The 20,821-nt window shown below is 71.1% G+C and carries 21 protein-coding genes; 13 read left to right on the forward strand and 8 right to left on the reverse strand.

The genetic code is table 11. From position 1 onward, the window contains the following. Positions 1-4: 4 nt before the first annotated feature. Both nirD and nirB read right to left on the reverse strand, forming a co-directional pair. Positions 5-355 (reverse strand): nitrite reductase small subunit NirD, encoded by a 351-nt coding sequence (nirD, locus tag ACIBJH_RS11050; RefSeq protein ID WP_399116551.1) that lies wholly within the window; start codon positions 353-355, stop codon positions 5-7. Continuing rightward, positions 352-2,967 carry a nitrite reductase large subunit NirB gene (gene nirB / locus ACIBJH_RS11055; protein ID WP_399116552.1) on the reverse strand — a complete coding sequence of 872 codons (2,616 nt, stop codon included), beginning with the start codon at positions 2,965-2,967 and terminating at the stop codon, positions 352-354. The genes nirD and nirB overlap by 4 nt, the downstream gene beginning before the upstream one ends. Before the next feature lie 258 nt (positions 2,968-3,225). Between nirB and ACIBJH_RS11060 the strand changes: the two genes are divergently transcribed. The 8 genes from ACIBJH_RS11060 (at position 3,226) to ACIBJH_RS11095 (ending at position 10,266) form a co-directional block, all read left to right on the forward strand. Then, positions 3,226-3,729: a hypothetical protein gene (locus ACIBJH_RS11060; RefSeq protein WP_399116553.1), complete on the forward strand. Its 504-nt coding sequence runs from the start codon at positions 3,226-3,228 to the stop codon at positions 3,727-3,729. Between the two features lie 9 nt (positions 3,730-3,738). Further along, the gene (locus tag ACIBJH_RS11065) at positions 3,739-5,034 is read left to right on the forward strand and encodes a sensor histidine kinase (RefSeq protein WP_399116554.1); all 1,296 of its coding nucleotides are present in this window, start codon (positions 3,739-3,741) and stop codon (positions 5,032-5,034) included. A gap of 21 nt (positions 5,035-5,055) precedes the next feature. After that, positions 5,056-5,703 carry a LuxR C-terminal-related transcriptional regulator gene (locus ACIBJH_RS11070; protein WP_399116555.1) on the forward strand — a complete coding sequence of 216 codons (648 nt, stop codon included), beginning with the start codon at positions 5,056-5,058 and terminating at the stop codon, positions 5,701-5,703. Between the two features lie 71 nt (positions 5,704-5,774). Then, a complete protein-coding gene (locus ACIBJH_RS11075; RefSeq protein WP_399116924.1) occupies positions 5,775-6,242 on the forward strand; it encodes a TSUP family transporter in 468 nt (155 codons plus the stop codon). Positions 6,243-6,352: 110 nt separating this feature from the next. After that, positions 6,353-6,859: a SigE family RNA polymerase sigma factor gene (locus ACIBJH_RS11080; protein WP_359612136.1), complete on the forward strand. Its 507-nt coding sequence runs from the start codon at positions 6,353-6,355 to the stop codon at positions 6,857-6,859. An 11-nt stretch (positions 6,860-6,870) separates the two neighbouring features. Next, entirely contained in the window at positions 6,871-7,419 is a 549-nt protein-coding gene (locus ACIBJH_RS11085) for a hypothetical protein (protein ID WP_399116556.1), read from the forward strand. A gap of 61 nt (positions 7,420-7,480) precedes the next feature. Then, positions 7,481-9,004, forward strand: a complete 1,524-nt coding sequence (locus tag ACIBJH_RS11090) for a glycosyltransferase (RefSeq protein ID WP_399116557.1) — start codon at positions 7,481-7,483, stop codon at positions 9,002-9,004. Next, positions 9,001-10,266, forward strand: coding sequence for a glycosyltransferase family 39 protein (locus ACIBJH_RS11095; protein WP_399116558.1), 1,266 nt, complete (start codon positions 9,001-9,003; stop codon positions 10,264-10,266). Before ACIBJH_RS11090 ends, ACIBJH_RS11095 begins: the two co-directional genes overlap by 4 nt. Positions 10,267-10,279: 13 nt before the next feature. Here ACIBJH_RS11095 and ACIBJH_RS11100 read toward each other — a convergent pair whose 3' ends face one another. Then, positions 10,280-10,930 carry a class F sortase gene (locus ACIBJH_RS11100; protein ID WP_399116559.1) on the reverse strand — a complete coding sequence of 217 codons (651 nt, stop codon included), beginning with the start codon at positions 10,928-10,930 and terminating at the stop codon, positions 10,280-10,282. A gap of 118 nt (positions 10,931-11,048) precedes the next feature. Continuing rightward, positions 11,049-11,567, reverse strand: a complete 519-nt coding sequence (locus ACIBJH_RS11105; protein WP_399116561.1) for a hypothetical protein — start codon at positions 11,565-11,567, stop codon at positions 11,049-11,051. Positions 11,568-11,839: 272 nt separating this feature from the next. Here ACIBJH_RS11105 and ACIBJH_RS11110 point away from each other — a divergent pair, with 272 nt between their 5' ends. After that, positions 11,840-12,427 carry an NADPH-dependent FMN reductase gene (locus tag ACIBJH_RS11110; protein ID WP_399116562.1) on the forward strand — a complete coding sequence of 196 codons (588 nt, stop codon included), beginning with the start codon at positions 11,840-11,842 and terminating at the stop codon, positions 12,425-12,427. 63 nt (positions 12,428-12,490) lie between these two features. Here the strand turns inward: ACIBJH_RS11110 and ACIBJH_RS11115 are convergent, their stop codons facing one another. The 3 genes from ACIBJH_RS11115 to ACIBJH_RS11125 all read right to left on the reverse strand — a co-directional run bounded on the left by ACIBJH_RS11115 (position 12,491) and on the right by ACIBJH_RS11125 (position 15,698). Beyond that, complete coding sequence (locus ACIBJH_RS11115; protein ID WP_399116563.1) at positions 12,491-13,438, reverse strand: RNA polymerase sigma-70 factor; 948 nt, start codon at positions 13,436-13,438, stop codon at positions 12,491-12,493. 48 nt (positions 13,439-13,486) lie between these two features. Further along, on the reverse strand, positions 13,487-13,963 hold the full coding sequence (locus ACIBJH_RS11120) for a carboxymuconolactone decarboxylase family protein (protein ID WP_399116564.1): 477 nt from the start codon (positions 13,961-13,963) through the stop codon (positions 13,487-13,489). A gap of 91 nt (positions 13,964-14,054) precedes the next feature. Next, positions 14,055-15,698 carry a M4 family metallopeptidase gene (locus tag ACIBJH_RS11125; protein ID WP_399116565.1) on the reverse strand — a complete coding sequence of 548 codons (1,644 nt, stop codon included), beginning with the start codon at positions 15,696-15,698 and terminating at the stop codon, positions 14,055-14,057. A gap of 68 nt (positions 15,699-15,766) precedes the next feature. On the opposite strand from ACIBJH_RS11125, the gene ACIBJH_RS11130 reads away from it, so the two are divergent. Continuing rightward, positions 15,767-16,237, forward strand: a complete 471-nt coding sequence (locus ACIBJH_RS11130; protein ID WP_399116566.1) for a gamma-glutamylcyclotransferase family protein — start codon at positions 15,767-15,769, stop codon at positions 16,235-16,237. A 7-nt stretch (positions 16,238-16,244) separates the two neighbouring features. Here ACIBJH_RS11130 and ACIBJH_RS11135 read toward each other — a convergent pair whose 3' ends face one another. Next, positions 16,245-16,934, reverse strand: coding sequence for a vancomycin high temperature exclusion protein (locus ACIBJH_RS11135; RefSeq protein WP_399116567.1), 690 nt, complete (start codon positions 16,932-16,934; stop codon positions 16,245-16,247). 231 nt (positions 16,935-17,165) lie between these two features. Here ACIBJH_RS11135 and ACIBJH_RS11140 point away from each other — a divergent pair, with 231 nt between their 5' ends. The 3 genes from ACIBJH_RS11140 to ACIBJH_RS11150 all read left to right on the forward strand — a co-directional run bounded on the left by ACIBJH_RS11140 (position 17,166) and on the right by ACIBJH_RS11150 (position 20,819). After that, entirely contained in the window at positions 17,166-18,032 is an 867-nt protein-coding gene (locus ACIBJH_RS11140; RefSeq protein WP_399116568.1) for a sirohydrochlorin chelatase, read from the forward strand. A gap of 147 nt (positions 18,033-18,179) precedes the next feature. Continuing rightward, positions 18,180-19,460, forward strand: coding sequence for a deoxyguanosinetriphosphate triphosphohydrolase (locus ACIBJH_RS11145; RefSeq protein ID WP_399116569.1), 1,281 nt, complete (start codon positions 18,180-18,182; stop codon positions 19,458-19,460). A gap of 93 nt (positions 19,461-19,553) precedes the next feature. Next, positions 19,554-20,819: an NAD(P)/FAD-dependent oxidoreductase gene (locus ACIBJH_RS11150; RefSeq protein WP_399116570.1), complete on the forward strand. Its 1,266-nt coding sequence runs from the start codon at positions 19,554-19,556 to the stop codon at positions 20,817-20,819. Positions 20,820-20,821 lie beyond the last annotated feature (2 nt).

Consider the following 20,821-nt stretch of genomic DNA (forward strand, 5'->3'; position numbering starts at 1 on the left):
CAGGTCAGTGCGCCCGCACCTCGTACGTCTCCACCCGCACCGACGCGTCGTCCAGGCACTCCCCGGAGATCAGGTCGAAGCGCTGCTTCAGCAGCGGCGAGGCGACGAACGGGCGGCCCTGGTGGGTGCCGGTCAGGCCGCGGGAGAGGACGGCCGCGCCGTTGAAGGGGTCGCGGTTGTCGATGCCGTAGAGGGTGCCGGAGCGGTCGCGGAACAGGGCGACCTGGCGGCCGTCGGGCAGCAGGGCCGCCACTCCGCGGCCGGGGGTGAGCCGGTTGAGGTCGCAGACCGTGAACCAGCCCTCGGTGAGCTGGAGTTGGACCTTGAGGTCGGTCGTCTCGGGAGCCAGGGTCATCGCTGGGCGCTTCCTTCCAGGACGTCTGCGGTCTGCTGGGGCCGCATGCCGATGGTCAGCAGTGGCAGGTCGGGCTTGATCTGGTCGCGCTCGGGGACGAAGCCGACGACCGGGTCCGGGGTGTCCGGCGCGTTCACGAAGGACACGAACCGGTCCAGCTTCTCGGGGTCGTTGATGGTCTCGGCCCACTCGTCGCGGTACCCGGCGACATGCGCGGCCATCAGCGACTCCAGCTCCTCGCAGATACCGAGCGAGTCCTCCACGACCACGTCCCGGATGTGGTCCAGGCCGCCCGGGATCCGCTCCAGCCACACGCTCGTGCGCTCCAGGCGGTCGGCCGTACGGATGTAGAACATCAGGAACCGGTCGATCAGGCGCACCAGTTCGGCGTCGGACAGGTCCTGTGCGAGGAGGTCCGCGTGGCGCGGGGTGGCGCCGCCGTTGCCGCCGACGTACAGGTTCCAGCCGTTGGCGGTGGCGATGACGCCGAAGTCCTTCGACTGGGCCTCGGCGCACTCGCGGGCGCAGCCGGAGACCGCCGACTTGAGCTTGTGCGGGGAGCGCAGGCCCCGGTAGCGCAGCTCCAGGTCGATCGCCATCCGCACCGAGTCCTGGACGCCGTAGCGGCACCAGGTCTGGCCGACGCAGGACTTCACCGTGCGCAGGGCCTTTCCGTACGCGTGGCCGGACTCGAAGCCCGCGTCCACCAACCTCGCCCAGATCAGCGGGAGTTGCTCCACCCGGGCGCCGAAGAGGTCGATGCGCTGGCCGCCGGTGATCTTCGTGTAGAGGCCGAAGTCGCGGGCCACCTCGCCGATCACGATGAGCTTCTCGGGGGTGATCTCGCCGCCGGGGATGCGCGGCACGATCGAATAGGAGCCGTTCTTCTGCAAGTTGGCGAGGAAGTGGTCGTTGCTGTCCTGCAACGCAGCCTGCTCGCCGTCCAGGACATAGCCGCTCGCGCCGATCGTCGGGGCGAGGGACGCGATGATCGAGGCGACCGTCGGCTTGCAGATCTCGCAGCCGTCGCCGCCCCGGGCGCCCTCACGGCCGTAGCGGTCCAGCAGATCCTGGTAGGAGTTGATCCGCAGCGCGAGGGCGATCTCGTACAGCTCCTCGCGGGTCTGTGCGAAGCAGCCGCACAGGCCCTTGTCGACCTCGACGCCGTTCGCCTCCAGCTCGGCGGTGACCAGCTGGCCGAGGACCTTGACGCAACTCCCGCAGCCGGTACCGGCCTTGGTGCACTTCTTCACCTCCGGCACGCTGGTGCAGGAGTGCTCGGTGACCGCCCCGCGGATCGCGCCCTTGGTGACGTTGTGGCAGGAGCAGATCACCGCCTCGTCGGGCAGCGCCGAGGGGCCGAGCTGGACGGCGCCTCCGGAACCGGCCGGCAGCACCAACTGCTCGGGGGAGACCGGCGGTACGGACCCCGTGAACGCGCGCAGTGTGCCGTACGCCTCCGCGTCGCCGACCAGGATGCCGCCCAGCAGCTCGCCGCCCCGGCCGATCACTAGCTTCTTGTACGTCCCGGCCCGCGCGTCGGAGTAGACGACGTCGAGGCAGTCCGCGGTGGCGCCGTGCGCGTCGCCGAAGGACGCCACGTCCACGCCGAGCAGCTTCAGTTTGGTGGACAAGTCGGCGCCGGTGAACGCCGATTCGTCCTGCGCGATGGTCGCCGCGACCGTCTCCGCCTGCTCGTAGCCGGGCGCCACCAGGCCATAGACCCGGCCGTCCGCCGCCAGCGCGCACTCGCCGATCGCGAAGACGTGCGGGTCGGTGACCGTACGGCACTGCTCGTCGACCGTGATGCCGCCGCGCTCGCCCACCGACAGGCCGCAGGAACGGGCGAGTTGGTCGCGGGGGCGGACACCGGCGCTGAACACCACCATGTCCGTGGTGAGTTCGGAACCGTCCGACAGCTTCATGCCGACGACGGCGCCGTCCGCGTCCGCCACGATCTCCTGCGTACCGGTCCCCGTGTGGACCGTAAGTCCCATGTCCTCGATGGTGCGCAGCAGGGCCGCGCCACCGCCCTCGTCGACCTGCACCGGCATCAGCCGGGGCGCGAACTCCACGATGTGCGTGGCCAGTCCGAGCCCCTTGAGCGCACCGGCGGCCTCAAGACCGAGCAGCCCGCCACCGACCACGGCACCGGTCGTGGCCCGCGACTTGGCGTACGCCTCGATCGCCAGGAGGTCCTCGATCGTGCGGTAGACGAAACAGCCGTCGGAGTCCTTGCCCGGGACGGGAGGCACGAACGGATACGAGCCGGTGGCGAGCACGAGGGCGTCGTACTCAACTGTCAGCCCGGAGCGGGCCGTTACCGTCTTCGCCGCCCGGTCGATGGTCTCGGCCGGGTCGCCGACGTACAGCTCGATGTCGTGGTCCTTGATGAACTCCGCGTCCGTGAGCGACAGTTCCTCGGGGGTGCGGCCCGAGAAGTACGAGGTGAGCTGGACGCGGTCGTAGGCCGGGCGCGGCTCCTCGCACAGCACGACCACGCGGTGTGTCGCGGTCAGGCCGCGCTCGGCGAGCGCTTCGAGGAAGCGCTGACCGACCATGCCGTGGCCGACGAGCACGATGGTGGGCACCACACGCGGATTCGAGGTCATGTCCAGGAGCCTGCGACTTCGGTGTTACCCGACCGCATCACATCTGTTTCCCGTGAGGAACGCTGCCCTCAGCGGGAGCGCGCGGGGGGTGTGAGGGTTCCGGGCGCGCGCCGGGGGCGGGGTGTGAGGACGGGCCGGTCCGCGCCGGTTCGGTTAACCGAACCCCGTACTTCCGTGCAGGCACCATCGTGTACGGCGGGCGGCGGCGGAACGCTGGAGACATCGGTTTTCCGCAGTTCACGGCCGGGAGGAAGCACCATGGGCAGCGTTCGAGATGTGCAGGTCCACGACACCGGGGCGCTGCGGATGTGGCGGATCGCCCGCGAGCCCTTCACCGCCGCGACCTGGCGCCGCACCGCCTACGCGGTACTCGCGCTCCCCGTGGGCCTGGTGTGCGTCCCGCTCTCCCTGCTCGGCGCCCCCACGGCCCGCTGGCAGCGGGGCCTGGTCCGCCGCTTCCTGGACACGGACCTTCCCGGCACCACACGCCGCGGCGGCCTGCGGCACGCGCTCCTCGCCTCCCCCCTCAACCTCCTCTCCCTGTTCATCACGGTCTACGGCTGGGCGATCGTCCCCATGAACCTCGGCTGGCCCCTGCGCGCGGGCGGCGACTACGCCGGTGCCTGGGGAGGCCCGACCTTCGCCGGGGCCTGGGCCTTCCACGCGATCCTGGGTGGCATCGGCTTCCTGCTGCTGATGCCGTGGCTGGTGCGGGGCCTCACCGCAGTACAGGTCCGTGTCGCCAGGTCGCTCCTCTCCTAGGTTGATCCCATGCCGAGCCTCCGCTCCCGCCTCCGCACGCTCGCCGTCGCCACCTTCGGCCGCCGCGCGCTGGCCGCCGTCCTCTACGGCGTGATCGCCCTCCCGCTCGCCCTGGCCGGCTTCTTCCTCACGCTTGTCGGGCTGGTGTTCGGCGGGGCGCTGTCGGTGACCACGCTCGGGCTGTGGCTGCTGGCCGTCACCGTCCGGGGCGCGCTGGCGCTGGGCGCGCTGCAGCGGGGGCTCGCACGGCGGCTGCTCGGGCTGGAGATCGAACCGCCGGGCACACCCGGTGGCAGCGGGCTCCTCGGCTGGCGGCGGGGCGTCCTGCTGGACCGGACGGGCTGGCGGGCCGTCGGGTGCGCGCTGCTGACCCCGTTCACCGCCGTCTTCGCGTACGCCGCCGTCGTCATCGGATACGTCTACGGCGTCCTGCTCACCCTGCACCCGCTGCTCAAACGCTGGAACTACAACACCGTGCACAGCGGCACCGACGGCTCCACGCACCATGTGTCACTGGAGTTCTTCGGCTTCCCACTCGACTCCTGGCCACGGTGGTTGATCCCGTTCGCGGCCGGACTGCTGTTGCTGGCCCTCGCGCCCGTACTCCTCCGGTACGCGCTCGGCCCGCAGCGCGCCCTGCTGACCGTGCTGCTCGGCCCCGACGCCGCGACCCGCCGGATCCGCACCCTGGAGGAGACCCGCGCCCGGGCCGTCGACGACGCCGCCGCCACCCTCCGCCGTATCGAACGCGATCTGCACGACGGCACCCAGGCCCGGCTGGTCTCCCTCGCCATGCAGCTCACCATGATCCGCGAACTGGTCACCACCGAGGCCGCGCCCGACCGCGTTCTGGCCGTCGTCGACACCGCCCGGGGCAACGCCACCCAGGCCATCACCGACTTGCGCCACCTGGTCAAGGGCATCCATCCGCCCGTACTCGACGAGGGCCTGCACGCCGCGCTCACCACCCTCGCCGCCGACAGCGCGCTCCCCGTCACCCTCACCACCGACATCGGCAGCCGCCCCACCCCGGCCGTCGAGACCATCGCCTACTTCTGCGCCGCCGAGCTCCTCGCCAACGCGACGAAACACGCCCGGGCCACGGCCGCCGCCGTCGACGTCACCGCCCGCGACGGAGTCCTGCGGCTGCGCGTCACCGACGACGGACGGGGCGGCGCGGCGATCGGCGCGGGCTCCGGACTCACCGGCCTCCTCGCCCGGGTCCGTACCGTCGACGGCACACTGACCTGCGACAGCCCGCGCGGAGGCCCTACCGTGGTCACGGTCGAACTGCCCCACACATGACCCCCATCTGAACGGAGTGGCATGCGCGTCGTCATCGCCGAGGACTCGGCCCTCCTGCGCGACGGCCTGGTCCAGCTGCTCCAGCTGCGGGACGTGGAGGTGGCCGCGGCGGTCGGCGACGCGGAGGCCCTGCTGGTCGCGGTCGCGGCCCACGCCCCGGACGTCGCCGTCGTCGACATCCGCCTCCCGCCCACCCAGACCGACGAGGGCGTACGGGCGGCCGTACGACTGCGGGAGCAGTACCCCGCGATGGGCGTCCTGCTGTTCTCGCAGTACGTCGAGACGACCCACGCGGCCCAACTCCTCGGCAACCCGGCCGGGTTCGGGTACCTCCTCAAGGAACGGGTCGTCGACATCGGCGAGTTCGTCGGCGCGCTGGAACGCGTCGCGGCCGGCGGCACCGCGCTCGACCCCGAGGTCGTCGCCCAACTCTTCGGCGCCGCCCGCCGGTCCACCGCCCTCGACGCCCTCACCCCGCGCGAACGCGAGGTCCTCGCCCTGATGGCGGAGGGCCGCACCAACCACGCGATCGCCACCGCGTTCACCGTCTCCGAGCGCGCGGTCGAGAAGCATGTCGCCAACATCTTCACGAAGCTCGACCTGCCGCCGTCGGAGACGGGGAACCGACGGGTGCTCGCCGTACTCCGGTATCTGGAGAACGGCCGCTGAAGCTCGGCACCCCCTCAAGTCGTTGGGCGGCACACGTACCCCGTCCATAGGGTCGCGAGCATGCCCGATATATCGCTATATCGCTGACCGTGGTCGCCGTCCTGTGCCTCACCGCCCTCGCGGCCGGCTGGATCGACGCCGTGGCCATCGTCGGCACCTCCGGCGCCGCGGTGACGTACGCCCGCAAGGCACCGGTGAACGTCGTCCTCGCCGGCCTGGGTATCGGCTTCTACGACGGGCTCGTCGGCCCCGGCACCGGCACGTTCCTGGTCCTCGCCCTCACCGCCGTGCTCCACCTCGACCTGGTGACCGCCTCGGCCACCGCCAAGATCGTCAACTGCGGTTCCCCCCACTCTCGGCTTCGCTCGACCGGGGGGACCCCCATCGCGGGCGCCCTCGCGATGTTCGCCTGGCAGGGCGCGGTGCTGTGGCAACTCGCCGCACTGATGGCGGTGTTCAACCTCGCGGGCGGAACGCTCGGCTCGCACCCGGCACTCAAGCAGGGCAGCGGCTTCGTGCGGGTGGTCGGTCCGGCCTGACCGCTGCCGCGCACGCCGTGATCCAGATCACGGCACCCAAGTGCATCGCAGCAGGTGCCCCACAGCCTTTTACCCGGTGTAGGCAACCAGTGGGAGCAGAGACAGTGCGCATCGAGCAGGGTCAGGCGGGTGAGTTCGAGGAGTTCGTGGCGGCCCGCTGGTCGGTACTCCTCCATCTCGCGCGTCTGCTCGTCGGCGGTGACCGGCATCGGGCCGAGGATCTGGCGCAGGAGTCCTTGGTCAAGCTCTGGTTCGTCTGGCCGAAGGTCTCCCAGGACGCGCCGGAGGCATACGTCCGCAAGGTGATGGTCCGTGCGGCGGCGCGCTCGGGCCGACGGCGCTGGTGGGGTGAACGCCCCGTCGAGCGGCTGCCCGAGGGGGCGATGACCGGGGACGTGTCCGCCGACGTGGCGGAGCGGTCCCGGCTGGAGGCCGCGCTCGCCCAGCTGTCGCCGAACCAGCGTGCGGCCGTGGTGCTGCGCTACTACCAGGACCTGCCCGAGGGCCAGGTCGCGGAGGCGCTCGGATGCCCGGTGGGCACTGCGCGCTCCCACGCCTCGCGTGGTGTGGCGCGGCTGCGGCAGATCCTGACCGACGCCATCGAGCCGACGCGGTGAAGGAGGACCCCATGGATCAAATGGACCCGTTCGAACGGCAGTTGGCGCGGATGATGCGCGACGCGCACGAGCCCGACTCCTTCGCGCCGCGACACCGCGAACGTCTCCATGAAGGAGTACGTGCCCGTCGCCGGACCAGGATGGTGCGCAGGACCGTCGGCTCCGCCCTGGCCGTCGCCTGCGTCGGCATCGGGCTGCTCCTGTTGCCCGTCGGTCCGACGAAGGTCCAGCCCGCCGAGCCCCACCCGAGGCCCGCGACGAGCCCGACGTCCACCGGCTCGGCCCCGACACCCGGGGCGACCCCGACCACTCCGCCCACCTCGTCCGCCACGACATCCTTGGCCGACCCCGGCAGCACGACCTCGGACACTCCCACGGCACCCGCCACGACCGGAAGTCCGGCCACGGCCACGGCAACCACCAGCGGGAACGGGGTAGTTACGACACCGCCCGCCACCACCTCCACACCTACGGAGACGGCGACCGCGCAGAACCTGAGCCGGAGCACACCGTCGTCCGTCACCACGATGCTCACCGTCTCGCCCGGCTCCGGATCCTGAACCCACCCCCGCCACTGGTGCCTTCGGCATGCCCCAAATCAGTGCACAGAAAGGGCAAATCATGACGAATGACGAGTCACTCAGGCCGACGGACGTGATCGACCTGCTACCGCGACGCACACCGGTACCGACCCATCACCCCGGCCCCGTCCTGGACGTCGTCGTCCCGGTGTTCAACGAGGAGACGGACCTGGAGCCGAACGTACGCCGCCTCCACGCGCACCTCTCCGAGGCGTTCCCGTACCCGTTCCGGATCACCGTCGCCGACAACGCCAGCACGGACCGCACCCCGCGGATCGCCGCCGGCCTGGCCGCTGAACTCCCCGGAACGGAGTGGCTACGGCTGCCCGAGAAGGGCCGGGGCCGGGCACTGCGCGCCGCCTGGTCGCAGTCACCCGCGCCGGTGCTCGCGTACGTGGACGTCGACCTCTCCACCGAACTGGCCGCGCTACTGCCCCTGGTCGCCCCGCTGATCTCCGGCCACTCCGACCTGGCCATCGGCACCCGCCTCGCCCCCGCCTCCCGGGTCGTGCGCGGCCCCAAACGCGAGGTCACCTCCCGCTGCTACAACGCCCTGCTCCGCTCCACCCTCGCCGTCGGCTTCTCCGACGCGCAGTGCGGATTCAAGGCCGTACGACGCGATGTCGCCGAGGTGCTGCTGCCCCTGGTCGAGGACACCGGATGGTTCTTCGACACCGAACTCCTGGTGATAGCCGAGCGCGCGGGCCTCCGCATCCACGAGGTCCCGGTCGACTGGGTCGACGACCCCGACAGCCGGGTCGACATCCTCACCACGGCCCTGGCCGACCTACGCGGCATCGCCAGAATCGCCAGAACACTGGCCCGCGGCACGCTGTCACCCGCCGCACCGCGACTCGCCCCGAACCTGGACGCCCCCGACGCCGGCCCGCCGACTGAACCGACCACCAGGGCCACGCGGGCGCAGGCGGGAGCGGGCGTACAGCTCGCGCGGACGCAGGGGGGACAAACCACCCATCCCGCGCACGCCCAGCCCGAACCAGCCACCCATCCCGCGCCCGCCCAGCCCGAACCAGCCGCCCACCCCACGCCCGCCCAGCCCAGACCGCCCGCCCACCCCACGCAGACGCAAGCCGGACAAGCCGCCCGCCTCACCCACGCGCAGACCGCGCAGGCCGCGCAGGCGGCACAGACCCCCCGACTCACCCGCCCGCCCGCCGGTCCCGCCGCTCAACTCGCCCGCTTCGCCGCCATCGGGGCGATGAGCACCGTCGGACACCTGCTGCTGTATGCGGCACTGAGCCCGGCGCTCGGTGCCCAGGTCGCCAACGCGTTCGCGCTCCTGCTCTGTGCCCTCGCCAACACGGCGGCGAACCGACGCCTCACCTTCGGGCACCGCGGACGCGGCGGCGCGTTGCGCCACCACGGGAAGGGACTCGTGGTCTTCCTGATCGGTCTGGCGCTCACCAGCGGCTCCCTCGCGGCGCTGCACCACGCGGCGCCCGCGGCCGGCCACGCCACCGATCTCGCCGTGCTGCTCGCCGCCAACCTGACCGCGACCGTGTTGCGGTTCCTGTTGCTCCGGGCGTGGGTGTTCAGCGCGTGAACGAGACCATCACCCCGGTAAGCGGCTGGAACGTGGGACTGCCGGAGGAGCGGCCCGCCCCCACGGACGGTCAGTGGCAACGACTGCGCCGGACCGTCGAGCGCCACACCCCCGTACTCGCCTTCTACGGCGCGCTGAAGCTCATCGGCTTCGTCTCCTTCATGTGGCTGCTGGACTCCGCCGGGAACTACCGCACCAAGAACCCGCGCTTCGGCGGCGGCGCCCACCCCTGGGACGTACTGGCCACCTGGGACGGCTGGTGGTACCAGCAGATCGCCGTCCACGGCTACCACCCCGAGCTGATCCGGATCCCCGGCGCCACCGGCATGATCACTCTCGAAGGGAACTCGGCGGCCTTCTTCCCCCTCTACCCCGCACTGATCCGCCTGACCTCCGAACTCACCGGTCTCGGTTCCTACGGCGCCGGCCTCCTGGTCTCCGTGCTCGCCTCCTTCGCCGCCGCCCTCGGGATATACGCCGTCGCCGCACAACTCCTCGACAGCCGGGCCGGGTTGGCCGCGGCGGGGCTGTGGGCCGTATGGCCCGGATCCGGCGTCGAGTGGGCGGTCTACTCCGACTCCCTCTTCGTCGCGCTGGCCGCCTGGGCCTGCCACGCCGTCCTCACCCGCCGCTGGCTCACCGCCGGCCTCCTCACCTGCGCCGCCGGCCTCAACCGCCCCACGGCGGCGGCACTGATCGCCGCGGTCGCCGTAGCGGCCCTGTTCGCACTGCGCGACCGCCGCGACGGCATCGTCCGCCCGCTGGCCGCGATGGTCATGGCACCACTCGGCCTGCTCGCCTATCTCGGCTGGGTGGGCCATCGAATGGGCGACTACGGCGGCTACTTCAAGCTCCAGTCCGGTGCCTGGGCCCACAAGTGGGACTACGGCAAGCAGACCCTCGACGTCCTCACGTCCATCCCGGTCGGCAAGACGAGTTACCTCTTCGCCTGGCCCTTCGCGGACCTGATCAGCGCCTGTGTGGTCCTGCTCGGCTTCGCCCTGCTCCCGCTCCTGCTCCGGCTGCGCCCGCCCGCCGTCCTGATCGTCTACACGGTCCTCACCGTCGCGCTCGTCCTGGGCAGCCAGCAGATCTTCAGCAACGTCTCCCGCTATCTGCTCCCGCTCTTCCCCCTCTTCCTCCCACTCGCCGCCGCACTGCGCCGCCTCAGCCTCGCCCACCTGTTCATGCTGCTGGGGACGGCGGCCCTGGCCTCGGGCTCGTACGCGGGCTACGCCCTCTTCGAACTCGGCGTCCCGTAACCGGACTTGACGGCTAGCGACTGCCCGTCAGATGCGCGAACACGACGACATTGCCCTGATAACCCGTCGACCGCGAGTAACCGCCCCCGCACGTGATCACCCGCAACTCGGGCCGCCGCGCTGCCCCGTACACCTTCTGGTCGGGGAAGCGGCTGGCCTGGTACACCTCGACCGCGTCGACCGTGAACAGCGCGACGGTGCCGTCCAGCCGGTCCAGTTCGATGGTGTTGCCCTTCTTCAGGGCGCCGAGGTCGTAGAAGACGGCGGGCCCGTCGGCGTTGTCGACATGGCCCGCGACGATCGACGTTCCGGTCTCACCGGGGGTGGTGCCGGACTCGTACCAGCCGGCGAGGTTCTTCTTCGCGGCCGGGGGCACGTCCAGGCTCCCGTTGCCCGTCAGCTTGAGGCCCATCAGCGGGGCGTCCACATGGATGGCCGGGATCCGGATGCGGTCCGGCGGCGACGGCGGCAGCGCTCGGGCCGCGGCGCGTTCGCCGGCCGGGTCGGGGCGGGCCTCGGCGGCGGACGGCTGCGGCGGCGCGTTCGACTCCCCGCCACTGGTCAGCAGCCACGCGCCCGTGCACAGGGCGCCCAAGGTGACGGCCCCTATCGCGGTATTGCCGAATCCACGACGACATCTACGACGACATCTACGACGACGCATCACGCACCCCTCTCCAGTGACCAGGGCCTGCCCCGCGCCCCCTCCGGGTCACGAGGGGCGTCGGACCCGGAGGGGGAGGGGCTTGCGGTACCGGCGGACGGACAGCGGAGGGTGTCCGTCAGATCCCGTCGCCTCTCGCCCGGCGATGCAGGAGCCAGGTACCGCCCGCGGCGGCGACGGCGAGAGCCGCCACACCGGCCGCGGTCTGCACGGGGTCGGGGCCAAGGGCGCCACCGACCCCCGTCTTCACACTGCCGCGCGGCTGCACCTGCTGCCGCGTCGAGGCCAGCGTCACCATCAGATCGCCGGAGACCTCCCGGCCGTCGGTGCACTTCGCGACGATCTCGTACGTCCCCGGCTGCGCGCTCGGCGGCACCTTGAACTGTCCGATCGCGTCGCCCTCGTGCGTGCTCGGCGCCAGCGTGAACGTGCCGGCGCCCACCGCGCTGGCGTCCCCGGCCGCCGTACCGCCGTCGCCGCACGCGGCCGTGTTCACGGTGACGTCGCCGCCCGGTACGGCGCTCGACGGGAACACCTCCAGGCGGCCGGTCTCGCCGCCGTACGCCGGTGCGGTCGCGAGACCCGCGGCGGCGACGGCGAGCGCGGTACCGGTCAACAGACGGGCCGTACGACGCATCGGTGCTCCTCCGAGCTGTGGTGGGCTGCCCTTCCGAGGTAAGTGGCACCGGGCCGAGCCCGCTTCCTGAGCGCGCGTCAGAAGTGTGGTGAATGGGTGTCAGGGAGCGGTCGCGGCAGCCCGTTCCGCCGCTGTTTCAGCAGGTCATAGGGGTACGACGACCCCGTCCCGAAGGAGTACCCGAAGAGCGCACGCCGAGCGTGTGAACGGGTGACGGCCGGTCAGGCCCGGGACTTGACCTCAAGAAAGGTTGAGGTACCAGGCTGCTCGGCATGGACACCGAGACCGCTCCTCTGACCCTGACCGTCGTCATCGGCAGCAACCGCCACGGCCGCTTCGGCCCGGTCGTCGCCGACTGGCTCCTGACCCACGTCGACGACCGCGCCGACCTCACCCTCCAGGTCGTCGACGTCGCCGACACCGCCCACCTGCCCACGACCCTCGCCCCGTCCCCGGAGGCGACCACCGCCCTGTCCGCCATCACCCCGAAACTCGCCTCGGCCGACGCCTTCGTCGTCCTCACCCCCGAGTACAACCACTCCTTCCCGGCCGGCCTCAAGAACCTCATCGACTGGCACTACACGGAGTGGCGCGCCAAGCCCGTCGCCCTCGTCTCCTACGGCGGCCTCGCGGGCGGTCTGCGCGCGGTGGAACACCTCCGCCAGGTCTTCGCCGAACTCCACGCCGTCACGGTCCGCGACACCGTCTCCTTCCACAACGCGGGTGCGAGCTTCGACGACCGCGGCCTCCTCAAGGACCCCGCCGCCCCGGACGCGGCGGCGAAGGCGATGCTCGACCAACTGGTGTGGTGGGGACGGGTGTTGAAGGAGGGACGGGAGTCGCGACCGTACTCCGCGTAGCGCTGTAGACCCGCCCGGTCCGCCCGGTCTGTCGGCCCGTCGGCCCGTCGGCCCGTCGGCCCGTCAGACCGTCGGTCCGGCCGTCCGCCGCCTGGCGTGCCTCAGTTCGCGGTCCACGGCCCAGGCGTCGGCGACCGGGCCGAGGTGGGTGAGCTTGTCGGGGTTGATCACCGCGCGGATGGTCTGGATCTGGCCGTCGAGCACGTCGAGGGCGAGGGTGTGGAGCACCTTGCCATCGCGGTCGCGGAAGAGCGCGCCGGGCTGGCCGTTGACCTCGTGCGGTTCGAACGACACGTCGATCCGGATCAGCCAGGGGAAGACCGTGCCGAGCACCCGGGCCACGTTGTCCGCGCCCATGACGGCCCTGGCCAGCTGCGGGGCCTTGCCGCCGCCGTCGCCGACGAACTGCACGTCGGCGGCGAGCAGTTCACGCAGCCCGCCCACGTCACCGTCCTTCAGCGCGTCGAAGAACCGGGTCGCCAGCTCCTGCCGCTCCTGCCGGTCCGCGGCGAACCGGGGCCGCCTGTCCGCCATGTGGCGCCGGGCCCGCACCAGCAGTTGCCGGCACGCCGACTCCGAACGTCCCACGGTCGTGGCGATCTCGTCGAAGCCGAAGGCGAACACCTCCCGCAGCACGAACACCGCCCGCTCCAGCGGGCTGAGTTGCTCCAGCAGCAGAAGCGCCGCCATCGACACCGAGTCGGCCAGCTCCACCGACCGCGCCGGGTCCTGGTACGGGTCGCTCAGCAGCGGCTCCGGGAACCACGGCCCGACGTACTCCTCCCGCCGCACCCGTGCCGAACGCAGTACGTCGATGGAGATCCGCGTGACCGTGGCCGACAGGAAGGACTTGGTCGAGGTGGGCCGGGTCGCCGAGCCGTCGTAGCGCAGCCAGGTCTCCTGCACCGCGTCCTCGGCCTCGCCCACACTGCCCAGGATCCGATAGGCGATCGAGAACAGCAGCGGTCGCAGCTCCTCGAACTCCTGGGCCTTCCGGTCGGTTTCGCTCACGCGGGGATCTCCTTGTCCTGGCCGGTGCGGGTGGGGTGCGGGTGCGGTTCAGCCGAAGATGCCGGGCTTGTAGTCGCCCGCGCACGGCTGCCGCGTGATGATGTTCAGCCGGTTCACCGAGTTCATGAAGGAGACCAGGATGACCAGTGAGGTGAGCTGCTCTTCGTCGTAGTGCTTGGCCGCGTGCGCCCACACCTCGTCGCTCACCCCGCCGGCCGCGTCCGCGACCCGGGTCCCCTCCTCCGCCAGTGCCAGCGCGGCCCGTTCGGCCTCGGTGAAGACCGTGGCCTCGCGCCAGGCCGCGACCAGGTTCAGCCGCACCGAGGTCTCGCCGGCCTCGACGGCCTCTTTGGTGTGCATGTCGATGCACACGGCGCAGCCGTTGATCTGGCTGACCCGCAGTGCCACCAATTCCTGCGTGAGAGCGGGCAGTTCGGAATTCTTGAGCGACCTGCCGACCGCCATGAACTGCTTGGCGGCCTTGCCGGCGGTCGGGCTGGCGAAGAAGTTCAGTCGTGCGTCCATGGTGCCCTCCGTGGGCCGTCGTCGTCAGTGGCTACACCCACGAGACGAGACGGCCCGTTCCTCTGTGACATGGACGCATGTGACCCGGGTCTCACCCCACGTTGACCGCGCTCCAGGCCGCGGCCACCGCGTTGTACTCCGAACTCCCCACCCCGTAGAGGTCCTTGGCCGCGTTCAGCGTCGCCGTGCGGGCCCCGGCGTAGTTCGTCGAGGACGTCATGTAGACCGTCAGGGCCCGGTACCAGATGGCTCCCAGCTTGTCCCGGCCGATGCCGCCGACCGAAGAGCCGTTGCAGGTGGGGGAGTTGTAGTCGACCCCGTTGATCGTCTTCGCGCCGCTGCCCTCCGCGAGGAGATACGCGAAGTGGTTCGCGACGCCCGACGAGTAGTGGACGTCCAGATTCCCGACCGTCGAACTCCAGCAGTCCGCGGAGTTCCCGTCCTTGGACGGCTTGTCCATGTACCGCAGCGCCGACCGCCCGAAGCCGGACCGCACGATCTTCTCGCCGATGAGGTAATCCCCCTGGTCGGAGGCGTTGTTGGCGTACCACTCCACCAGCGTGCCCATGATGTCGGAGGTCGCCTCGTTGAGCCCGCCGGACTCGCCCGAGTACGTCAGCGCCGCCGTCTTCGAGGTGACCCCGTGCGTCATCTCGTGCCCGGCGACATCCAGCGCCACCAGCGGACCGAGCTGCGTCCCGTCACCGTCGCCGTACGTCATGCAGAAGCAACTGTCGTCCCAGAAGGCGTTGTTGTAGCTGTTGCCGTAGTGGACCCGGTTGTACGAGCCCTTCCCGTCGCCCGCGATGCCGTTCCGGCTGTGGACGTTCTTGTAGTAGTCCCAGGTCTCGTTCGTGCCGTACTGCGCGTCCACGGCGGCCGACGAACGGTCCGAAGTCGCCCCCGTGCCCCAGTGGTTGTCGGTGTCCGTGAACACCGTGGACGGCGCCCGGCTGATGCAGATGCCGAGGATGCACAGGTCGGTCTTGTTCGCCGCGTCACCGGTGTAAGTCCCGCCGCGCGAGGCGTCCTTGAGCTGGTACGTCGATCCCGAAAGCGTGGTCTCCAGCGGCACCGTCCCGCTGTACAGCGACTGCCCGTCGCCGGTCGCCGTCTCCACGCTGTCCCAGGCGTCGATCCGGGCGCCGGTGCGGGCGTCGGTCAGCACCGTGCGGGCGACCGGGTTGCCGAGCGAGTCCTTGGCGACGACGTTGGTCCGCCAGGCGAGCTTCGGGGTGCCGTGGAGGGCGTCGACTATGAGCTGGGGCTTGGCGGTCACGCCTTTGAGCGCCTCGCCGAGATGCGCGGCCCGCAGCGCGTTGACGGCCAGGTCCGCCGCCTTCGGAGCGGCCACCTTCGGCGTCACGGACGCCAGGGATATGGAGGCGCGGGTCGCGCGGTCGGCGCTCCGATAGCTCCCGTTCGGAGCCAGATGCACCACGAAGTCACCACCGAGCACCGGGAGCTGACGGTACGTCCGGTCGTAGCGGACGTGCTGCGTGCCGTCCGGGTCGACGATCACGTCCCGGACCGACGTGCCCTCCGAGGCGGTCAGCCCCAGACTCGTGGCGTGGGCCAGCAGCGCGGACGCGGCGTTCGCGATCGCGGCGGACCGGGTCGGCCGGTCGACGGCCTGGGCGGTGGGGGAGAGGGTGGCGGCCAGCAGGGTCGCGGCGCCGGCCGCGATACCGGCCGTGGCGAGACGGGAACCATGAACGTGCCGTGTCCGACTCATCGGTCTCCTCAAGAACGCAAGTGGGGGGCGTGGGGGCCGCGTTGATGTTGAATGAGATTTAAAGGGTCATGACATGTCATGTCCATAGCGCGTGCAAAGACTTCCGGACCCCAGGAGGCCGAGTGACATCCCTCCCGTTCTTCGTCTACGGCACCCTCCGCCCCGGCGAGCCGAACCACGACCTCTTCCTGCGCGGCCGCACGGAGTCGGAGGAGCCGGGGCGCCTGCACGGCGCCGTCCTCTACGAAGGCCCCGGCTACCCGTACGCCGTCGAGGAACCCGGCTCGGTGGTCGTCGGCGAACTCGTCACCGCGCGCCCCGCGTCCTACCCCCGGCTCCTCCTCGCCCTGGACCGACTTGAGGACTACGCCCCAGGCGACCCGCGCAACCTCTACGAGCGCGTCGAACGCCCGGTGACCCGCGACGCCGACGGCACGGCCGTACGCGCCTGGGTGTACCTCGCGGCCCCCGCCGTCACCGCCGCCCTGCGCGCCCACGGCACACTGATCGAGGGCGGCGACTGGTACAACTGCCGCTGAACAGCGCTCAGTTGCCGCCGGAGGCCAGCGCCCGCGCGACCCCCTTCTCCTGCGGCCCGAGGAACTGCGGATCGGGATGGATCGCCACGTCCAGCGCCGCCTTGCCCGCCGCGAACACCTCGCGGGTGCCGCCGTAGTACCAGGTCGCGTTGTGCGCCTCGTCGACCCCGACGCCGTACGAGTCGACCCCCGCCGCCTCGCACAGCGCGACCGCCCGCCGGATGTGGAAGTTCTGACTGATGAGCACGGCCTTGTCGACGCCGAAGATCTTCTTGGCGCGGACACAGGAGTCCCAGGTGTCGAAACCGGCGTAATCGGTCACCACGCGCGCGCGGGGCACCCCGTGCCTGGCCAGGTAGACGCGCATCGCGTCCGGCTCGTCGTAGTCCTTGCGGCTGTTGTCACCGGTCACCAGGACGACCTTCACCCGGCCCTCCCGGTACAGCGTGGCCGCCGCGTCCAGCCGGTGCGCGAGATACGGCGACGGCTCGCCGTCCCACAGCCCGGCCCCGAAGACCACGGCCACATCGGTGCGCGGCGCGTCCTGAAGGGTCCGCAGCCGGTCCGCCGTCGACACCCACAGCCAGGTCGCCGGAAGCAGCGCGAGGACACACCCGAGGGCCACCCCCTGCACAAGCTGCCGCCACCCGGCACGCGTGCGCGGCAGCCGGGGTCGGCGAAGTCTCAGGCGACGCACCAGACGCATCAGACGTATCAACGGGGGCCCCTCACCGTTCGGTTTCGACAGTCACAGACGCGCCGTAACCCCGTCCGGTTCGCCGCCGGCAGTGTGACCGGCTTCACTGTGAACGCCGAATCCGCAGGTCACCTCGCCTCACACACCCCCGGCACCCCACCGTGAACCCCCGGAAAAGACCCGTCATTCCCGCGCAACGGGGAGGCAACCTCCCACCGCCACCATCACTCCATGACGGCGTCGCATCATCCCCACGACGAGTCCACGCCCCTCGACAGTACGGCGCATCTCATGAACCGGATCAGCAGTCAGCTCGCCAGCCAGCTCAGCGCCGTCTCCCTGAACGGCAGCCGCCGCCCCGCTCCGCCCGCGCTCGTCCTGGTCGCCCACGGCAGCCGCGACCCGCGCGCCCTGAGCACCGTACGAGCCCTCATGGAACGCGTCCGCGAACTGCGCCCCGGCCTCCCCGTCCACCTGGGCCACATCGAACTCAACGAGCCCCGCCTGACGGACACCCTCACCGCACTCGGCCCCACGGACGCCGTCCTCGTCCCGCTCCTCCTGGCCCGCGGCTACCACGTCAAGCGCGACATCCCCGAACTGGCCGCGGAAACACAGGCACGCGCGCGCGTGGCACCCCCTCTGGGCCCGCACCCCCTCCTCGTGGAGACCCTCTACGACCGCCTGGTCGAGGCGGGTTGGCGCGCGAGGACCGACGAGCAGTCCCGCCGTGGCAGCGCGGTGGTCCTGGCCGCAGCGGGCTCCAGGGACCCGGACTCCAAGCTCGACACCAACCACACGGCCCAACTCCTCGCCGACCGCCTGGGAGTCCCCGTCGTCCCCGCATACGCCTCGGCGGCGACCCCCACGGTCGCAGCGGCGATCCGCGCCCTCGCGGCGAGGGGCCGACACCGGGTGGCTGTCGCATCCTGCTTCACAGCTCCCGGCCGCTTCGCAACTCAGTGCGCGGAGCAGGCCCCGTGGATCGCGTCGGCCCCTCTGGGAGCGCACCCCGCGATGGCCCGCTTGGTCCTGCACCGCTACGACCAGGCGCTGGCGACGACGGAAATTACGGCCCCGGAATTGGCGTCGGCTTAGTCCCTACGGGAGGTGTGGTTCTTAGGGGCGCGGGGAACTGCGCGCCCAGCCACACGCGACCCGCACCCGCAAACGAATCCACACCCGGCAGACGCATAGGCGCCCCGCAACTCCCGAATTGTCACTACCGCCGCTTACTGTCGAGACATGTCCTACGACGCGCACGCAACCGAACGCTGGGCCCCCGAACCCGACAAACGCCCCGGCCGCACCGCCTTCCAGCGTGACCGCGCGCGCGTACTGCACTCCGCCGCTCTCAGAAGGCTCGCCGGCAAAACCCAGGTGGTCACACCGGGAACCCGCAGCCAGGCCTGGGACGCCAGCCCCCGCACCCGCCTCACCCACTCCCTGGAATGCGCCCAGGTGGGCCGAGAGCTGGGCGCAGCCCTGGGGTGCGACCCCGACCTCGTGGAAGCCGCCTGCCTCTCCCACGACCTCGGTCACCCGCCCTTCGGTCACAACGGCGAACAGGCACTGAACGAATTCGCGGACGACTGCGGCGGTTTCGAGGGCAACGCCCAGTCCCTGAGACTCCTCACCCGCATCGAGCCCAAACGCTTCACCGCCGGAGGCTCCGTGGGCCTCAACCTCACCCGGGCCACCCTCGACGCCGCCACCAAGTACCCCTGGCCGCGAGGAGGGCACCCCACCACCCCCGCGTCCCCCAAGTTCGGCGTCTACGAGGACGACAGACCGGTCTTCGACTGGGTCCGCAAGGGCGCCCCCGGCACCCGCACGTGCTTCGAGGCCCAGGTCATGGACTGGTCGGACGACGTGGCGTACTCCGTGCACGACGTCGAGGACGGCCTGCACGCGGGCCACATCGACCCCAACTGCCTGCACGCGGAACCAGAACGCAAAGAGATCTTCAAGGTGGCCGTCGGCCGCTACGTCCCCGCGGACACGGCCCCCGAAGAACTCGCCGAGGCGCTGGACCGCCTCCAGAACGAGCCGTGGTGGCCGCACGGCTACGACGGCTCGGCGGTCGCGCAGGCCCGCCTCAAGGACGCCACCAGCCAGCTCATCGGCCGCTTCTGCCTGGCCGCCGAGGCCGCCACGCGCGCGAGGTACGGCACCGGCCGCCTCACCCGCTACGACGCCGAACTCGTCGTACCGCACGAGGCACGGCTGGAATGCGCGGTCCTCAAGGCGGTCGCCGACCGGTACGTCATGCAGCGCGCCGAGCAGGAGCGCATCCGCGCGGACGAGCGGATCGTGGTCGCCGAACTGGCGCAGGTGCTCACGGCCCGCGCCCCCGACGGCCTGGAGCCGCAGTTCCGCGCCCAGTTCGACGAGGCGCCCGACGACCGCGCCCGCAAGCGGGTGATCGTCGATCAGATCGCGTCATTGACCGACGCGTCGGCGCGGTCTCTTCACGCACATCTCACATCACTGGGGCACAGTGACGCGGAACAAGCCCGAATGTGACCCTCCGTGGCCTGATCGGGCCACACCCCCTTCCCGCATCACGCTGCGTGCGGGACGCTCGCATATGGCGGCACCTTTACGAGGAGGCATCAAGTGGTCGACGCGGATCAGACATTCGTCATCGTCGGAGGAGGCCTGGCCGGCGCCAAGGCGGCCGAGGCGCTCCGAGCGGAGGGCTTCACCGGCCGCGTGATACTGATCTGCGACGAACGCGACCACCCGTACGAGCGCCCGCCGCTGTCCAAGGGCTACCTCCTCGGTAAAGAGGAGCGCGACAGCGTCTTCGTCCACGAACCCGCCTGGTACGCGCGCAACGACATCGAGCTGCATCTCGGCCAGACCGTGGACGCCGTCGACCGTACGGCGAAGACGGTCCGCTTCGGAGACGACGGAACCCTTGTCCACTACGACAAGTTGCTCATCGCCACCGGCTCCGAGCCCCGCCGCCTCGACATCCCGGGCACGGACCTCGCGGGCGTCCACCACCTGCGCCGCCTCTCGCACGCCGAGCGCCTCAAGGGCGTCCTCGCCACCCTTGGCCGGGACAACGGCCATCTGGTGATCGCCGGCGGCGGCTGGATCGGCCTGGAGGTCGCGGCGGCGGCCCGCGAGTACGGCGCCGAGGTCACCGTCGTAGAACCCTCGCAGACCCCGCTGCACGGCGTCCTCGGCCCCGAACTCGGCCAGCTCTTCGCAGACCTGCACGCCGAGCACGGCGTCCGCTTCCACTTCGGCGCCAGGCTCACCGAGATCGTCGGCCAGGACGGCATGGTCCTGGCGGCCCGCACGGACGACGGCGAGGAGCACCCCGCGCACGACGTCCTCGCGGCCATCGGCGCGGCCCCCCGCACCGCGCTCGCCGAGGCGGCGGGCCTGGAGCTGGCCGACCGCGCGCACGGCGGCGGCATCGCCGTCGACGAACGGCTGCGCACCTCCGACCCCGACATCTACGCGGCCGGTGACGTGGCCGCCTTCCACCACGCCCTCTTCGACACCCGGCTGCGGGTGGAGCACTGGGCCAACGCCCTCAACGGCGGCCCGGCGGCGGCCCGCGCGATGCTCGGCAAGGACGTCACCTACGACCGCGTGCCCTATTTCTTCTCCGACCAGTACGACTTGGGTATGGAGTACTCCGGCTGGGCGCCCCCGGGCTCCTACGACGAAGTGGTGATCCGGGGAGACGCGGGCAAGCGGGAGTTCATCGCCTTCTGGCTGAAGGAGGGACGCGTGCTGGCCGGGATGAATGTGAATGTGTGGGACGTCACAGAGCCCATCCAGCAGCTCATCCGCTCCAGGGCACAGGTGAACACCGAGGCCCTCGCGGACCCACACGTTCCGCTGGACAGCCTGGGGTCCTAGAC

Origin of the sequence: Streptomyces sp. NPDC050548 (assembly GCF_044457385.1) — a bacterium.
GTDB lineage: Bacteria > Actinomycetota > Actinomycetes > Streptomycetales > Streptomycetaceae > Streptomyces.

What these genes read in the sequence shown, in the direction of transcription:
- ACIBJH_RS11130 (WP_399116566.1), top strand. Translation starts at nt 15,767, where the DNA reads ATGACATGTCATGTCCATAGCGCGTGCAAAGACTTCCGGACCCCAGGA.
- nirB (WP_399116552.1), bottom strand. Translation starts at nt 2,967, where the DNA reads ATGACCTCGAATCCGCGTGTGGTGCCCACCATCGTGCTCGTCGGCCAC.
- ACIBJH_RS11065 (WP_399116554.1), top strand. Translation starts at nt 3,739, where the DNA reads ATGCCGAGCCTCCGCTCCCGCCTCCGCACGCTCGCCGTCGCCACCTTC.
- ACIBJH_RS11140 (WP_399116568.1), top strand. Translation starts at nt 17,166, where the DNA reads ATGACGGCGTCGCATCATCCCCACGACGAGTCCACGCCCCTCGACAGT.
- ACIBJH_RS11085 (WP_399116556.1), top strand. Translation starts at nt 6,871, where the DNA reads ATGGATCAAATGGACCCGTTCGAACGGCAGTTGGCGCGGATGATGCGC.
- ACIBJH_RS11060 (WP_399116553.1), top strand. Translation starts at nt 3,226, where the DNA reads ATGGGCAGCGTTCGAGATGTGCAGGTCCACGACACCGGGGCGCTGCGG.
- ACIBJH_RS11110 (WP_399116562.1), top strand. Translation starts at nt 11,840, where the DNA reads ATGGACACCGAGACCGCTCCTCTGACCCTGACCGTCGTCATCGGCAGC.
- ACIBJH_RS11090 (WP_399116557.1), top strand. Translation starts at nt 7,481, where the DNA reads ATGACGAATGACGAGTCACTCAGGCCGACGGACGTGATCGACCTGCTA.
- ACIBJH_RS11070 (WP_399116555.1), top strand. Translation starts at nt 5,056, where the DNA reads ATGCGCGTCGTCATCGCCGAGGACTCGGCCCTCCTGCGCGACGGCCTG.
- ACIBJH_RS11105 (WP_399116561.1), bottom strand. Translation starts at nt 11,567, where the DNA reads ATGCGTCGTACGGCCCGTCTGTTGACCGGTACCGCGCTCGCCGTCGCC.
- nirD (WP_399116551.1), bottom strand. Translation starts at nt 355, where the DNA reads ATGACCCTGGCTCCCGAGACGACCGACCTCAAGGTCCAACTCCAGCTC.
- ACIBJH_RS11100 (WP_399116559.1), bottom strand. Translation starts at nt 10,930, where the DNA reads ATGCGTCGTCGTAGATGTCGTCGTAGATGTCGTCGTGGATTCGGCAAT.
- ACIBJH_RS11125 (WP_399116565.1), bottom strand. Translation starts at nt 15,698, where the DNA reads ATGAGTCGGACACGGCACGTTCATGGTTCCCGTCTCGCCACGGCCGGT.
- ACIBJH_RS11120 (WP_399116564.1), bottom strand. Translation starts at nt 13,963, where the DNA reads ATGGACGCACGACTGAACTTCTTCGCCAGCCCGACCGCCGGCAAGGCC.
- ACIBJH_RS11145 (WP_399116569.1), top strand. Translation starts at nt 18,180, where the DNA reads ATGTCCTACGACGCGCACGCAACCGAACGCTGGGCCCCCGAACCCGAC.